Source organism: Streptomyces sp., assembly GCF_035563135.1.
In the GTDB taxonomy this organism is placed as follows: Bacteria; Actinomycetota; Actinomycetes; order Streptomycetales; family Streptomycetaceae; genus Streptomyces.
Genome location: NZ_DATMVN010000714.1, coordinates 1 through 15,288 on the forward strand (window position 1 = coordinate 1; position 15,288 = coordinate 15,288).

The following is a 15,288-nucleotide window of genomic DNA, read 5'->3' on the forward strand; positions in this document are numbered from 1 at the left end:
CCCGGGGCCCCGCCTCCCGGAGCCCCCGCCCCGCCCGGAGGCCCCGCCTCCGCTACCTCCTGCGCGAGAGTGTCAGCCCGTCCGCCACGGTCAGCAGCACGCTCTCCATCCGGTCGTCGGCCACCACATGGTCGTTGAAACCCCTGATGGCAGCGGCGTCCCCGGTGGCCAGCGGGTCGGTCACACGTCCGTGGAAGAGGACGTTGTCGGTGACGACGAGCCCGCCGGGGCGCATCCGAGGGACCAGCTCCTCCCAGTACGCGATGTAGTTGCCCTTGTCGGCGTCCAGATAGGCCATGTCGACGTGCGGCTCGGCCGGCATCGCGCGCAGGGTGTCCAGCGCGGGCGCGATCCGCAGGTCGATCCGGTCGGCGACGCCCGCCCTCTCCCACGCCTGCCGGCCGTACGCCGTCCACTCCTCGGAGATGTCGCAGGCGATCAGCACCCCGTCCGCGGGCAGCGCCTGGGCCATCGCCAGCGCCGAGAAACCGGTGAAGGTGCCGACCTCCACGATGTGCCGGGCGCCCGTCAGCCGGACGAGGAAGGCGAGCAGCGGCCCCTGCTCCTGCGCGGACTGCATGCCGGCCTGGCCGGGCAGTTCGGCGTACGTGGTCTCCACGAGTTCGCGTTGCACCAGGTCCAGCGGGGGATTGTGGGCCAGCGCGTACGCGTACAGCTCGTCGGTGATCTCGGTGTCGTTGCCCTTGGTCATGCGCGTCTCCTCCGTTCGCGGCGGCCCGACCAGCTTGCCCAGGATCGCTCGCGTGCGCTCAGCGACCCGCCCGCAGAGGGTCGGCGGCGCGCAGGAAGCGGCGCAGGATCTCCTCGCCCGCAGCGCCGCCCGTCTCGCGGAGCACCTCTGTGTGCGGAGCGCCCCACCCGCAGTCGGCGAGCTCGCCGTGGCCCGGGCGCCAGGCCCGGTCGGCGGCGAGCAGCAGGTCGGCGTCCAGGAGCGAGTCACCGGCGGCGAGCGTCAGGGTGGCGCCGCAGCGGCGGGCCACCTCACGCATCGCGGCACTCTTGGTGAGCGGCTTGGGTACGGCGTAGATCTTGCGGCCCTGGAGGGAGACGGTCCAGCCCCGGGGGTCCGCCCAGGCGGCCAGCTCCTTCACCCAGCCTTCCGGAAGGGCGCCGCGGTCGACGACGAGGTAGGCGAAGAGGTCTTCGGCGACCCGTTCCTTGAGCAGCCAGGAAGGATCGCTCACGGCCTGGAGGTGGGCGCGGATCTCGGCGAGGGGGGCGCACTCGCCGTCGATGCGGCGGACCACGTGGTCCTGCCAGTCGGGGTCGGGGACGCCGTCGACGAGGATGTGCCCGCCGTTGGCACAGATGGCGTACCGGGGCGCGGGCCCGGGGAGGTGGATACGGCCGTACTGCTCCCGGGTGCGGGTCGTGGTCGGGACGAAGACCGTGGTGCGGGCCAGTTCGTCGAGCAGTGCGGCCGCCGTCTCCGTCATGTAGCACAGGGGCGCCCGGCCGTACACCTCGACGCAGAGCAGGCGCGGGGCCTGCTCGTCCGGCATCGTCAGCTGGAGGGAGGCCGCCGAGTAGATGAGGGTGCGGTCCAGGTCGCTGGCCACCAGCGTCACGGGGGCGGGCGCAGCCGTGGCCCCGGAGGCGGACACAGCCGTGGCCCCGGGCGCGGACGCGTTGTCGGTTCCGCTCACTTCGCCGTCACCGCCGTGCCGTCCGCGCCGGTGGCGCCGCGTGTGTACTTGGGGTGGATCAGTCCGACGCAGGTGTACGGGAGGTCGTCGGCCTCCTCGACCGGGACGCCGCGCTGCTCGGCGAGCAGTCGTACGTGGTCGAGGTCGGCCCCGGCTCCCCGCTTGGCCAGGATCTTCCAGGGAACACGGCGCAGCAGCACCCGGGTCGTCTCGCCGACGCCGGGCTTGACCAGGTTCACGTCGTGGATGCCGTACTCCTCGCTGATCCGTTCGACGGCGGCCCAGCCCTCCCAGGTGGGGGCGCGGTCCGCGGCGAGCAGTTCCTTCGCTTCGGCGTCCACGGCGTCGGCGACCTCGTCGAAGCGGGCGGCGACCGTGTCGAGGAACAGCCCGGAGACGTCGGAGTCCGCGAGTTCGCGGTAGAACTTCGCGCCGTGGAAGTCGTGCGGGCCGACCAGGTCGGAGCGCAGGACCGTACGGGAGATGAGCCCGGACACCGTGGAGTTGAGGCAGGCGGACGGAATCAGGAAGTCCTCGCGCGTCCCGTACGTCCGTACGCAGCCGCCCGGGTCGGCCAGTACGGCGATCTCCGGGTCGAAGCCCTCGAAGTCCTCCAGGGCGGCGGCGAGTTCGCGGGTGATGGCGCCCTTCCCGGTCCAGCCGTCGACGAAGACGACGTCCGCCGGGTCGTGGTGGGCGGCGAGCCAGCGCAGGGCGTTGGCGTCGATGCCGCGGCCACGGACGATGGAGACGGCGTAGTGCGGGAGGTCGAGGCCGTGCCGGTGCTGGGCCCATCGGCGCATGAGCACCCCGACGGGGGTGCCGGCCCGGGCGAGGGAGACCAGGACGGGGCGGGGGCCCCTTTCCGCGAGGACGGTCTCGGTGACGGTGCCGACGGCCCGGGCGATACGGGCCGCCGAGGTTTCCAGGGCGGTCCTGAACAGCTCCTGGTACCGAGGGCTGGGCTGGTATTCGACGGGCAGCGATTCGGCGTAGTGCGCGCCGCCGCTCTGGATGGCCTCCTCACGCTCCTCGGTGGGGGCTTCCAGCGGCGTGTCCGAGAGGTCCTGGAGCAGCCAGCCGACGTCGTCCGCCGCGTACGAGGAGAAGGCGGGGCCCCGGAGGGGTGCGGGCAGCATGGCGGCTTCCTGCCTGTGGGAGATCCGGTGGGAGGTCCGGCGGGAGGCCGCCGCCGGGACGTACGAGGGGATGACCGCGAGCAGCACCTGGCCGGTGAGCCGGGCCAGCAGCCCGTCGGGGGCGTGCAGCGCGGGGGTGTCGGCGCGGGAGTCGACGACGGCGACGACGGCGTCGAAGCCCGCGCCCGCGACGTTGTAGGCGTACCGGTCGCCCGGCCCGTCCGCGGGGTCGTCGTGGGCGGGGAAGACGAGACGGCTGCGTATCGCGTAACCGGGGTCGTCGACGGCGAGGACGGGCGAGCGGGTGGTGGTGGAGTAGCGCACGTCGGCCGTGATGGCGTCCTCCAGTGCGGTGGCGAGCCGCAGCGGCGCGTACATCAGCTCCTCGAAGCCGAGGACGAGCACCCTGCGTGCGTCGTCACCCAGGGCATCGGCGATACGGCCTGCCATGGCCGGGAGGGCGGCTTCCAGGGCGGCGCGGTGGGCGGGGGTGAAGCCGTGGCGCCCGCCGTCGGGTACGCCGGCCGGCCAGTCGAGGGCGACGCGTACGGGGGCGGGCCGTGGCGGCGCGGGGTGCCCGTCCTGCACGTACTGCGGGTGAACCGCCCGTTCCGCGTGACCGGCCCGTTCCGCGTGACCGGCCGGTTCCGCGTGACCGGCCCGTTCCGCGTCCTGGGCGTCGTGCTCGGCCACCAGGCCGAGGCCCTTCTCCAGGACTCCCTCCGGCAGGCGCACGGTGCCCCGGGCCCGGACCACGAGGTCGACACGGGCGCCGATCTCTTCGGCGAATCCGGCGAGCCGCCCCCGGTCGGCCTCGGACCGCATGTCCACCAGGGCGACTATGACGTACCGGTCGCGGGGGTAGCGCGCGTGGAGGGCCCGGATGGTGTTGAGCACGGTGTTGCCGGTGGAGAACTCGTCGTCGACCAGGACCAGAGGCGAGTCCTGACCGGTGGCGTTCAGCAGGTCCGGGTCCTCGGGCAGCAGCAGGTGCGAGGTGGCGTGCGAGTGCGTCTCCTCGAAGCCGCCCGCCTGTGCGACGCCGGCGACGGGCCGCCGGGTCGAGTGGAGGTACGGAGCCACCCCGAGCCCGTCCGCGACGGCGTGGCCGAGGCCCGTGGCCGTCTCCGCGTACCCGAGGACGACGGCGCGGCGGGCCTCCGCCTCGCCCAGCAGGTCCCGTACCCGCTCGCCGAGCTCGAAGCCCACGCCGTGGACGACGGAGGGCCGCTGCGGCACGTGCTTGCCCAGGACCTTCGACACGAGCAGATGGGCCCGCTTCGGGTTGCGGCGCAGGGCGAGGCCCAGCAGCTCCCGTAGTTCCCCGTCGCCGACGAGCTCGACCCCGAGCCGCTCCGCGACCCAGTTGCCCGACCACTCCACGTCCACTGCCTCTTCTTCCCGTAGGTGCTCGTGTACTCGCCCGCGCCCGTGTACTCGCCCGTGCGCGTCTGCCGGCCCGTGCACGTCTGCCGACCCGTGCTCGCCCATGTCCGCCATGTCCGCTCTCAGGTCGTCACGCCGGCGGCCAGGAGCTCCACGAAACCGACGTCCTCGCGGGCCACGCCGAAGACCTCGGCCCGTTGCAGGGTCCGCTCGGCCCAGGCGCGGTGCGGTTTCACTTCGTTCATCTTGTTCGTGTACGCGGAGCGCAGCACGCCGCCGCCGCCCCGCTCGGGCCGCAGGATGTCCTGTGCGTCGCTGTACTCCTCGTGGCTGACGACCGACAGGGCGTGCACCGGCAGGACGTGCGACGGATGGATGCAGGTCTTGCCGAGCAGTCCGTTGGCCCGGTCGAGCTCGATCTCGCGCAGCAGCCCGTCGAGGTCGTGCTCGATGAGCGCGGCGCGCAGCTCCTCGGCCTGTCCCATGAAGGGGCTGCGGCGCAGCTGGGGCTTGAACATCCGCTCCTGGAGACGGAAGTACTCCCATACGGGCCCGGTGATGGTGAACCCCGTTCCGTCCGCCCGGCCCAGCACGTTGACGACGTCGCCGATGACGGCGCCGACGATCTGTACGTCGTACGCCGTCATGTCGGGAGCCCGGCGCAGGCCGTAGGCGGAGCAGAAGTCGGTGACACCGAGCCGTAGCGCCAGGACGCGTTCGCGGTACTTGTCGACGGTGCGGGCGATTCCCCGGAGGGTCTCGCCCCTGGTCTCCAGGTGCAGCAGCTCGGGCGATTCGAGGACGGGCATGGCGAACAGCCGGTGCCCGCTGTCCGCCTCGGCCGCGGTGAGGGCCTCCAGGAAGAGCTCGCCCCGGTCTTCGGTGAATTTGGGAAGTACGAATCCGGACAACAATCGGACGGAGTCCCCGAGCCGCTGCACGAGATCGGGTATCTGCTCCGGCTCACGGACCCTGATGAAGAGCAGCGGCACCTCGGCGTCCCGCGCGTCGAGGTCGGCGAACTGCCGGACCAGATTGGCCTCGGCACCGACCACTTCGGCGTCGTCGATGGAATCCTCCAGGCAGAGCACCATGGAGACGACACCGTGGCCGGCCTGCTTGATCACGTCGTCGGCCAGTCTGGGCCGGGTCGCGGGGCTGTAGAGCGTGGCACCCAGGGCCGCGGACAGCATGCGGGAGGAGGAGCCCGCGTCGAATTCGCACGGCTCCTTGAAGAACAGTCCCTCCCGGACAGCGGGCGATATATGCCCGAAATGACGCATGTGCTACCCCCGTGCTGTCATAGAGACCGGATAAACGTATGGCCGGTAATAGTACGTTCGGTGAGGTGTCGCGAGTTCCCCGTCCGTATGAACTTCGGGTGTCCCCGCCCTAGCCCGCACCCCCCGCGGCGCGCCTGCGTGCTCCTCACCCGCGGTGCCTGGCCTACTGGCTCGTACCCCCGCGTTGTCCGGGCACCCCACCAGCAGGCAGGATGACCGCCATGACGCACGCGATGCTGAAGGGCTCGAACGTCCCTCTCGACGCCATGGCCGTACGGGCCGTGCTGCGCTGGACCCCGGGCGCCGGGGTACCGGATGTGGACGCCTCGGCCCTGTTGATCGGCCCCGCCGGACAGGTGCGTTCCGACGAGGACTTCGTCTTCTACAACCAGCCGCGGCACCCTTCGGGCTTCGTGCGGCGCCTGCCCAAGCGCAGTTCCCCCGAGGGGCTCACGGACACGATCGAGGCGGACCTCTCCTCGCTCGACCCCTCCGTGGAACAGGTGGTCATCGCCGCGTCCTGCGACGAGGCGGCGTTCGAGCGCGTGACGGATCTGCGCATATCGCTGTACGACGCGGCGTCGGCGGACGGTGAGCCGCTCGCGGTCTTCGACGTGCGGGCGGAGACCGGTGAGGAGACCGCGGTCATCTGCGGCGAGCTGTACCGGCGCGGTGACGGCTGGAAGTTCCGTGCTGTGGGACAGGGATACCCGACGGGCCTCGTCGGGCTGGCCACCGCCTTCGGGATCTCGGTGGACGAGGCGGAGGCGGCCTCCGAGCCCGGCCCCGCCGCCGTGCCCAGCACTCCCGGGACGTCCGCGTCCGTCCCGCCCCCGCCGGAGCCCGCCGTGCCCGCGCCCGACTCCCAGGCCACGGTCCAGCACCAGCAGCCCGCCTACGGCTACCCACAGCCGTCTGTGGCGCCCCAGCCGGCCTACGGCTATCCGCAGCCGCCCACCGCGGCCCCGCAGTCCGCCTACGGCTACCCACAGCCTGCCGCGGACCGGCCGGCGTACGGCTATCCCCAGCCCGCGGCGGCGGCCGCGCCTGCCGCCGACCCGAATTTCGTGCTCCCCCCGCAGGGCCCGCAGTTCCTCCGGCCGTGAACCGGAGGCGCGGCCGCCCCTCACGGCGCGCACTCAGGCCCGCGTCTTGTAGCCGCGTCCCCACTGCATACCGAAGCCGTACATCCGGTCCAGCTCCGACTGGAAGCCGTACACGAACTTCACCTCGCGCCGCACGATCAGCTCGCCCTTGACGTTGTCCACCGTGAACACCGCGCAGGAACGGGCCTGTGGGGCCCGCTCGTCCAGCTCGATCTCGATGCGCGGCCCGTTGCCCGGGTAGAGCGTCACCTTGGCGTGCGTACGGTCGAAGGCCGGGGTCTGGTCGTAGATGTACACGAAGAACAGCAGGCGCTTGATCTCGTCGTGCTTGTCGAGGTTCACGTAGACGGTCTCGCCCGAGGGCGCCCCGAAACGGTCGTCACCGCTGAGCCTGACGTACGGCGGCGCGTTCAGGTCGCCGATCAAGTTGCCCAGGGGCTGGACCACCCCCTTCGTCCCGTCCGTCAGTTCGTACATGCAGCCCAGGTCCAGGTCCACGTTGACCATGCCCTGGGTGTGCGCCTGCACGACGTCGGGCTGGAAGAGCTTCAGCGGACGCAGCAGCCGTCCGCTCTGCCGCGATCTGCCGCCGAAGTCCGACGTACGCATCCGCCACGACAGGTTGACGCGCAGATTGCCCGTCAGCGCGCCCTGCTTGTTCAGCGAGACCGTGGCATTGCGCTTGGAGAGCACGATCGAGCTCGTCGCGGAGTTACCCGACTCGAACTGCGCAGCCCGCCGCGGAAACAGGCCGTCCCAGAAGGCCATCCCAACCCCCACTTGTCATCGGTGAGTACCACCCGGCTCCCGTACGGCCCACACGCCCCACACGCCGCTGCGGGGCGGCCTCCGGGCCGGGTCCGGGTCTTCCCGGAGAACCGCCGCCATGGCCGCCCCGCAGAGAGAGCGTTCCTCATTCCCTACCGGGTCACACCCCGGAGGAGACTTCCGCCTTGGAATCAGGGCCGCCGGCTGCTGCGAGTGCTTTGTTGCGGCGGACGGAGGACCAGAAGGACCAGCCGATGAGGATGACTCCGACGGAGCCGGTGATGAGTTCGTTGATCTCGTACTGGATGGTGATCAGGAGGATCACGGCGAGTGCGCCGATGGCGTAGTGGGCGCCGTGTTCCAGGTAGACGTAGTCGTCCAGGGTGCCCTGGCGGACCAGGTAGACGGTGAGTGAACGCACGTACATGGCGCCGATGCCCAGGCCCAGGGCCATCAGCACGATCTCGTTGGTGATGGCGAAGGCGCCGATGACACCGTCGAAGGAGAAGGAGGCGTCCAGGACCTCGAGGTAGAGGAACATGAAGAAGGCGGCCTTGCCCGCCAGGACGACCCCGGAGACCGGCTTGCCGGCCTTCTTGGCCTCTTCCTCGGCCTCGTGCTCGCGTTCCTCCTCCTCCTCGAGCTTGTTCTCGAAGAATCCGGAGAGCCCGCCGACCACGAGGTAGGTGATCAGGCCGGCGATGCCCGAGAGCATCACCGTCTCCGCCTTGTCCGCGTGCCCGCCCCCGTGCTGGTGGGCATGGGTGGCGAACGTCATGGCGGTGATCATCAGGACGATCAGCGCGACGCAGACCGAGAGCATGTCGACCTTGCCGAGCTTGGCCAGCGGACGCTCCAGCCAGCCGAGCCACTTGATGTCACGGTCCTCGAAGACGAAGTCCAGGAAGATCATCAGCAGGAACATGCCACCGAAGGCGGCGATGGAGGGATGGGCGTCCGTCACCAGTTCCTTGTAGCGGTCGGGATCGTTGAAGGACAGGTCCACAGCCTCGATGGGACCGAGCTGGGCACTGATGGCCACGATCACGACGGGAAAGACCAGCCGCATACCGAAGACCGCGATGAGGATGCCGATCGTGAGGAAGATCTTCTGCCAGAAGGCACTCATCTTCTTCAGGATCCCGGCATTGATCACCGCGTTGTCGAAGGACAGCGAGATCTCCAGGATCGACAGGATCGCCACGATGCCGAAAGCCTGCCACCCCCCGTAGAACACCGCTGCGACCAGACCGATCACGGTGACCGCGAACGACCAGCCGAAGGTTTTCAGAACCACTGGCTACCCCATCATGTGTGTAAGGGTCTCCCCCGGTGAGTACGGGGCTCCCCCGCGCCGTGCGCGGCTTTACGAAACGTTGACCCCGAAGTCTAGAGCGATGCCCCGGAGTCCTGACGCGTACCCCTGTCCGACTGCACGGAATTTCCACTCCCCGCCGTAGCGGTAGAGCTCGCCGAAGATCATCGCCGTCTCCGTCGAGGCGTCCTCACTGAGGTCGTAACGGGCCAGCTCCTGACCGTCCGCCTGGTTCACCACGCGGATGAAGGCATTGCTGACCTGACCAAAGGTCTGCCCACGATTGTCGGCTTCATGAATGGAAACCGGGAAAACAATCTTGTCGCAGTGCGCCGGCACCTGCGTCAGGTTCACGATGACGGACTCGTCGTCGCCGTCGCCCTCGCCCGTGAGGTTGTCGCCGGTGTGCTCGACGGAGCCGTCGGGGCTGGTCAGGTTGTTGTAGAACACGAACCACTCGTCACCGAGGATCCGGCCCGACTGGCACAGCAGCGCGCTGGCGTCCAGGTCGAAGTCGGCCCCCGTCGTGGATCGTGCGTCCCAGCCGAGCCCGACCAGCACCTGAGTGAGATCGGGTGCGGCCTTGGAGAGGGAGACGTTGCCTCCCTTGGCGAGCGTGACGCCCATGGTGTGTCCTCCCCGAGTCGATGGACGGTTTTGCGGCCCGGCGCGGGCGCCTGACGGACGCGGGGCGCTCTGCCGAGCGCGTCCGGCGCCGCACACACGGTGCGACGCCGGACGCGAGGGAACTGCGGGTGTCCGGAGGATCCTCCGGACCGGCTCAGACGTTGACGCCGAAGTCCTGCGCGATGCCGCGCAGACCCGAGGCATATCCCTGGCCGATGGCGCGGAACTTCCACTCCGCGCCGTTGCGGTAGAGCTCGCCGAAGACCATGGCGGTCTCCGTCGAGGCGTCCTCACTGAGGTCGTAACGGGCGAGCTCGGTGTTGTCCGCCTGGTTCACCACGCGGATGTAGGCGTTGCGCACCTGGCCGAAGCTCTGCTGACGGCTCTCGGCCTCGTAGATCGAGACCGGGAAGACGACCTTGTCGACGTCGGCCGGGACACCGGCCAGGTTGACCTTGATGACCTCGTCGTCGCCCTCGCCCTCACCGGTGAGGTTGTCACCGGTGTGCTCGACGGAGCCGTCGGGGCTCTTGAGGTTGTTGAAGAAGACGAAATTCCCGTCGCTTCCGACCTTGCCCTCGGCGTTCGTCAGCAGCGCGCTGGCGTCGAGGTCGAAGTCACCGCCGGTGGTCGTCCGGGCATCCCAGCCCAGACCGACGATGACCGCGGTCAGGTTCGGCGCGGCCTTGGTCAGCGAGACGTTGCCGCCCTTGCTGAGGCTGACTCCCACGAGTCCTCCAAAAGTGTTGCGAGGGCCGGCAGAACACCAGCGCCCCCGTCGTGCGTTGGCATCGGATCAACGAGTGGATCCTAGTGACCGGTTCCCGGCCAAAACAGGCTTTTGGCCGCTCGCCGCCAGGAGATCCCCGGATCCGGCAGGCCGCAAACCCCGGATCCCGCACATCCCGGACCCGCGCGCCCCGGGCCCGCGAACCCGCGCGCCCCGGACCCGGGCCCCGCGCGGGGCCGGTCACGGTCCCGGTCCGGATCAGATCGAGTCGAGTGCCTTGAGGTAGTCGTTCAGGTCGCGCGCGTCCGGCAGGCCGTTGACGACGGACCAGCGGACCACGCCCTTCTTGTCGATGATGAAGGTGCCGCGCACCGCACAGCCCTTGTCCTCGTCGAAGACGCCGTACGCCCGCGAGGTCTCCCCGTGCGGCCAGAAGTCCGAGAGCAGCGGGTATGCGAGACCCTCCTGCTCGGCGAAGACGCGCAGGGTGTGGATCGAGTCGTTGGAGACGGCGAGCAGCTGGGTGTCGTCGTTCTCGAACTTCGGCAGCTCGTCGCGGAGCGCGCACAGCTCACCCGTGCAGACGCCGGTGAAGGCGAAGGGGTAGAAGAGCAGCACCACGTTCTTGGCACCGTCGGAACCCTGGAAATCGGAGAGCTTCACGGTCCGCCCGTGGTTGTCCTTCAGCTCGAAATCCGGAGCCTGCGTGCCGACCTCGATCGCCATGAAAACGCATCCTTTCGCAAACGTCGCACGTGCCCGGCCTGGGCCGTCCGGGTGACACCCACCCTACGCAGCGTCCCCCGCCGTACCCGGGGAGGCCCGCGCGGGCACGCCGGACACGTACGAAGGCCCCCGGCGGCGTGGTGCCGCCGGGGGCCTCGGGTGGTGAAAGAGCTCAGCGCTTGGCCTTGGCCCCCTTGGGGGTGACCAGACGGCTGCCCGTCCAGTCCTTGCCCGCATTGATGCTCTTGGTCTGGGCAAGACCAGCTGTCTGGGCAGCCTCGTTGATGTCGCTCGGCTCGACGTATCCGTCGCGGCCGGTCTTGGGCGTCAGCAGCCAGACCGCCCCACCGTCCTCGATCAGACCAATGGCATCCACCAGCGCGTCCGTAAGGTCGCCGTCCTCGTCGCGGAACCAGAGCAGGACGACGTCAGCGACGTCGTCGTAGTCCTCGTCGACGAGTTCCTGGCCGATTGTGGCCTCAATGCCCTCACGGAGCTCCTGCTCGACGTCGTCGTCGTAGCCGATCTCCTGGACCACCTGTCCGGGTTCGAACCCAAGCCTTACGGCCGTGTTGGTCCGTTCCTCCGCGTGGTCCGCGGTCGCGCTCACGGGTTGCCTCCTGATCATGTTTCGGAAAATGCTTCAGCCACGCGCGTGCGCGGGGCGTTGGCCGTAGTCCACACGGGCTCGGCGAATCGCGCAAGTACCCGGCGTCCGAGACCGCCTAAACGGTGACGTTCCCTGCCACGTCACCGCAACGTCCGGCATGTCTCCTGCGGGGCCGGAAACGGTGTCCGGACCCTTTACGTCCTTCCTCAGCTTATGCCGTTTCGCTCCGCCATTCGGATTCGAACGGGCTTTGGGAACGCTTGGCCGCCTTGAGCGTATGGTTGCGGTTTGGGCGGGACCGCCCTCGTGCTGCTGATCCTCGTGCCCGGACACGGCGTCCGGGAACCTCGGGTTACCCCACGGTAGAGATGACGTCCAGGCCCGCGCGGTACACGATGGAGGCGGCGTACAGCAGCCTTTCCGGGGGTACGTTGCCCGCAACCAGGCCCCGAAGAGCACCACCGAACAGCGAAGGAACAGCGTGGCTTCCGCATCCGATCGCAACCCGATCATCATTGGCGGCCTTCCGAGCCAGGTCCCGGACTTCGATCCCGAAGAGACCCAGGAATGGCTCGACTCCCTCGACGCCGCCGTCGACGAGCGCGGGCGCGACCGGGCCCGCTATCTGATGCTCCGGCTCATCGAGCGCGCGCGGGAGAAGCGCGTCGCCGTGCCCGAGATGCGCAGCACCGACTACGTCAACACGATCGCCACGAAGGACGAGCCGTTCTTCCCCGGCGACGAGGAGATCGAACGCAAGGTCCTCAACGCGACCCGGTGGAACGCCGCGGTGATGGTCTCGCGCGCGCAGCGTCCCGGGATCGGCGTCGGCGGCCACATCGCCACCTTCGCCTCCTCCGCCTCGCTGTACGACGTGGGCTTCAACCACTTCTTCCGCGGCAAGGACGACGGGCGGGGCGGCGACCAGATCTTCTTCCAGGGACACGCGTCCCCGGGCATCTACGCCCGCGCCTTCCTGCTCGACCGGCTGAGCGAGGCGCAGCTCGACGGCTTCCGCCAGGAGAAGTCGAAGGCCGGGCACGCGCTGTCCAGCTACCCGCACCCGCGGTCGATGCCGGACTTCTGGGAGTTCCCGACCGTCTCGATGGGCCTCGGCCCGCTCGGCGCGATCTACCAGGCGCGGATGAACCGCTACATGGAGGCGCGCGGCATCGCCGACACGTCCCGGTCGCACGTCTGGGCCTATCTCGGCGACGGCGAGATGGACGAGCCGGAGTCGCTCGGCCAGCTCTCCATCGCCGCCCGTGAGGGGCTGGACAACCTCACCTTCGTGGTGAACTGCAACCTCCAGCGCCTCGACGGCCCGGTGCGCGGCAACGGCAAGATCATTCAGGAGCTGGAGTCCCAGTTCCGCGGGGCCGGCTGGAACGTCATCAAGCTGGTCTGGGACCGCACCTGGGACCCGCTGCTCGCGCAGGACCGCACGGGCATCCTGGTCAACAAGCTGAACACCACCCCGGACGGCCAGTTCCAGACGTACGCGACCGAGACCGGGGCGTACATCCGGGAGCACTTCTTCGGTGACGACCCGCGGCTGCGCGAGATGGTCAAGGACATGTCCGACGACCAGATCCTGCACCTGGGCCGCGGCGGCCACGACCACCGGAAGGTCTTCGCGGCGTACGCGGCGGCCAAGGCCCACAAGGGCCAGCCGACGGTGATCCTGGCGCAGACGGTCAAGGGCTGGACGCTCGGACCGAACTTCGAGGGCCGTAACGCGACCCACCAGATGAAGAAGCTCACGGCCGACGACCTCAAGCGCTTCCGCGACCGGCTGCACATCCCGATCACCGACAAGCAGCTGGAGGACGGCAACCCGCCGTACTACCACCCGGGCCGCGACTCGGAGGAGATCCAGTACATGCACGACCGCCGCAAGGGTCTGGGCGGTTACGTCCCGACGCGTGTGGTGCGTGCGAAGCCGCTGCCCCTTCCGGACGAGAAGGCGTACGCGACCGCGAAGAAGGGCTCCGGGCAGCAGTCGATCGCCACCACCATGGCCTTCGTCCGCGTCCTGAAGGACCTCATGCGGGACAAGGAGATCGGCAAGCGCTTCGTGCTGATCGCACCCGATGAGTACCGCACGTTCGGCATGGACGCGTTCTTCCCGAGTGCGAAGATCTACAACCCGCTCGGTCAGCAGTACGAGTCCGTTGACCGCGAGCTCCTCCTCGCGTACAAGGAGTCGCCGACGGGCCAGATGCTGCACGACGGCATCTCCGAGGCGGGCTGCACGGCCTCGCTGATCGCCGCGGGTTCGGCGTACGCCACGCACGGCGAGCCGCTCATCCCGGTGTACGTCTTCTACTCGATGTTCGGTTTCCAGCGCACCGGTGACCAGTTCTGGCAGATGGCCGACCAGCTCTCGCGCGGTTTCGTCCTGGGCGCGACCGCCGGCCGTACGACTCTGACCGGTGAGGGTCTGCAGCACGCGGACGGCCACTCGCAGCTGCTCGCGTCGACGAACCCGGCCTGCGTCTCCTACGACCCGGCGTTCGGGTACGAGATCGCGCACATCGTCAAGGACGGTCTGCGCAGGATGTACGGCGAGAACAGTGAGGACGTCTTCTACTACCTCACCGTCTACAACGAGCCGATCCAGCACCCGGCCGAGCCCGCCGATGTGGATGTCGAGGGCATCCTCAAGGGCGTGCACCGCTATCGCGGCGGCGAGAAGGGCCGGATCCCGGCCCAGATCCTGGCGTCCGGTGTGGCGGTCCCGTGGGCGGTCGAGGCCCAGCGGATCCTCGCCGAGGAGTGGGACGTGAAGGCGGACGTCTGGTCGGCGACCTCCTGGAACGAGCTGCGCCGTGAGGCCGTGGAGGTGGAGCGCCACAACCTGCTCCACCCGGAGGAGGAGCAGCGCGTCCCCTATGTGACGCAGAAGCTCTCCGGTTCCGAGGGACCATTCGTGGCGGTCTCGGACTGGATGCGTTCCGTGCCCGACCAGATCGCGCGCTGGGTGCCCGGCGCGTACCAGTCGCTGGGTGCGGACGGCTTCGGATTCGCCGACACCCGGGGGGCGGCGCGCCGCTTCTTCCACATCGACGCGCAGTCGATCGTGCTCGCGGTGCTGACCGAGCTGGCGAAGGAGGGCAAGGTCGACCGTTCGGCGCTGAAGACCGCGCTCGACCGCTACGAACTGCTGGACGTGGCCGCCGCCGAGCCCGGCCCGGCGGGCGGGGACGCGTAAGGAACGCGGAGTTCCGGCAGAAGGGCGGCGGGCCCCGGGTCCGCCGCCCTTCTGCGTCCGCCGGCCGCTCAGTTCTCCCAGATCTTGAAGGCCCGGACCGTGTACGGCGACCGGGGCACCCACGTGCCGTCCCCCGGGTACGTCTCGAACTCGCCGGTCTCCGCGCATTCGGCGGACTGGTAGGTGGTGACGGACCGGCCGGTGCGGTTGACGAGCGCCTGGGCGTGGCCGCCGGCGGGCAGGGGGACACAGCTCTCGATGTCCACGGTGGACAGCTCGTGGGCGTGCCTGGCCCCGGTGAAGTCGGGTTTCGCCCAGAGGCAGAGCTGCCCCGCTCCACAGGGTGCGAGGCCTGCCGGTACGGCGTGCGGGGCGCTGTGGGAGCGCTCCTGCCCGGCGTGCGCGGCCGGTACGGCGTGCGCGGCCGGTACGGCGGCCGGGGACAGGGCCGTGGCCGGGACGAGTGCGGTGGCCGCCAGGGCGGCGGCGAGGACGGTCATGCGCATGGTGGATCAACCCCCGTGGTCGAGCGGGCCGGGTGGCCCGCATGTCCGCACTCTGACCTGCGCGAGCACGGGCCGGGAAGGGGAGGGAGGGTGGACCACCCTGATAGGCGACAGCCCCGCCGGACGGTTCCGGCGGGGCTGTCGGGTGCACCGTGTTGACGCCCGGGGCCCGGGGGCGGCCGGGCGTCGTCAGGCGGTCAGATGTGGCCTG

Annotated in this window: 13 protein-coding genes; 2 read left to right on the top strand and 11 right to left on the bottom strand. The window is 69.8% G+C overall.

The window, feature by feature from the left end; all coding sequences use genetic code 11:
- Positions 1-52: 52 nt before the first annotated feature.
- The 4 genes from VN520_RS31660 to VN520_RS31675 all read right to left on the bottom strand — a co-directional run bounded on the left by VN520_RS31660 (position 53) and on the right by VN520_RS31675 (position 5,475).
- Positions 53-712, bottom strand: coding sequence for an O-methyltransferase (locus VN520_RS31660; protein ID WP_325750372.1), 660 nt, complete (start codon positions 710-712; stop codon positions 53-55).
- A 58-nt stretch (positions 713-770) separates the two neighbouring features.
- A complete protein-coding gene (locus VN520_RS31665; RefSeq protein WP_414720008.1) occupies positions 771-1,667 on the bottom strand; it encodes an HAD family hydrolase in 897 nt (298 codons plus the stop codon).
- A complete protein-coding gene (locus tag VN520_RS31670) occupies positions 1,664-4,195 on the bottom strand; it encodes a phosphoribosyltransferase (protein WP_325750373.1) in 2,532 nt (843 codons plus the stop codon). Before VN520_RS31670 ends, VN520_RS31665 begins: the two co-directional genes overlap by 4 nt.
- Positions 4,196-4,314: 119 nt before the next feature.
- Positions 4,315-5,475 (bottom strand): HpcH/HpaI aldolase/citrate lyase family protein, encoded by a 1,161-nt coding sequence (locus VN520_RS31675; RefSeq protein ID WP_325750374.1) that lies wholly within the window; start codon positions 5,473-5,475, stop codon positions 4,315-4,317.
- Positions 5,476-5,687: 212 nt separating this feature from the next.
- On the opposite strand from VN520_RS31675, the gene VN520_RS31680 reads away from it, so the two are divergent.
- Positions 5,688-6,581: a TerD family protein gene (locus VN520_RS31680; protein ID WP_414720009.1), complete on the top strand. Its 894-nt coding sequence runs from the start codon at positions 5,688-5,690 to the stop codon at positions 6,579-6,581.
- 33 nt (positions 6,582-6,614) lie between these two features.
- Here the strand turns inward: VN520_RS31680 and VN520_RS31685 are convergent, their stop codons facing one another.
- The 6 genes from VN520_RS31685 to VN520_RS31710 form a co-directional block, all read right to left on the bottom strand.
- A complete protein-coding gene (locus VN520_RS31685; protein ID WP_325750376.1) occupies positions 6,615-7,349 on the bottom strand; it encodes a Tellurium resistance in 735 nt (244 codons plus the stop codon).
- Between the two features lie 160 nt (positions 7,350-7,509).
- On the bottom strand, positions 7,510-8,646 hold the full coding sequence (locus VN520_RS31690; RefSeq protein ID WP_325750377.1) for a DUF475 domain-containing protein: 1,137 nt from the start codon (positions 8,644-8,646) through the stop codon (positions 7,510-7,512).
- Positions 8,647-8,715: 69 nt separating this feature from the next.
- Entirely contained in the window at positions 8,716-9,291 is a 576-nt protein-coding gene (locus VN520_RS31695) for a TerD family protein (protein ID WP_250287312.1), read from the bottom strand.
- 154 nt (positions 9,292-9,445) lie between these two features.
- Positions 9,446-10,021, bottom strand: coding sequence for a TerD family protein (locus VN520_RS31700; protein ID WP_325750378.1), 576 nt, complete (start codon positions 10,019-10,021; stop codon positions 9,446-9,448).
- Positions 10,022-10,279: 258 nt separating this feature from the next.
- Positions 10,280-10,747 (bottom strand): peroxiredoxin, encoded by a 468-nt coding sequence (locus VN520_RS31705; RefSeq protein ID WP_325750379.1) that lies wholly within the window; start codon positions 10,745-10,747, stop codon positions 10,280-10,282.
- A 172-nt stretch (positions 10,748-10,919) separates the two neighbouring features.
- Entirely contained in the window at positions 10,920-11,357 is a 438-nt protein-coding gene (locus VN520_RS31710; protein ID WP_325750380.1) for a DUF3052 domain-containing protein, read from the bottom strand.
- 481 nt (positions 11,358-11,838) lie between these two features.
- On the opposite strand from VN520_RS31710, the gene aceE reads away from it, so the two are divergent.
- Positions 11,839-14,571, top strand: coding sequence for a pyruvate dehydrogenase (acetyl-transferring), homodimeric type (gene aceE / locus VN520_RS31715; protein WP_325750381.1), 2,733 nt, complete (start codon positions 11,839-11,841; stop codon positions 14,569-14,571).
- Positions 14,572-14,639: 68 nt separating this feature from the next.
- Here aceE and VN520_RS31720 read toward each other — a convergent pair whose 3' ends face one another.
- Positions 14,640-15,077 carry a peptidase inhibitor family I36 protein gene (locus VN520_RS31720; protein WP_325750382.1) on the bottom strand — a complete coding sequence of 146 codons (438 nt, stop codon included), beginning with the start codon at positions 15,075-15,077 and terminating at the stop codon, positions 14,640-14,642.
- Positions 15,078-15,288: the final 211 nt, after the last annotated feature.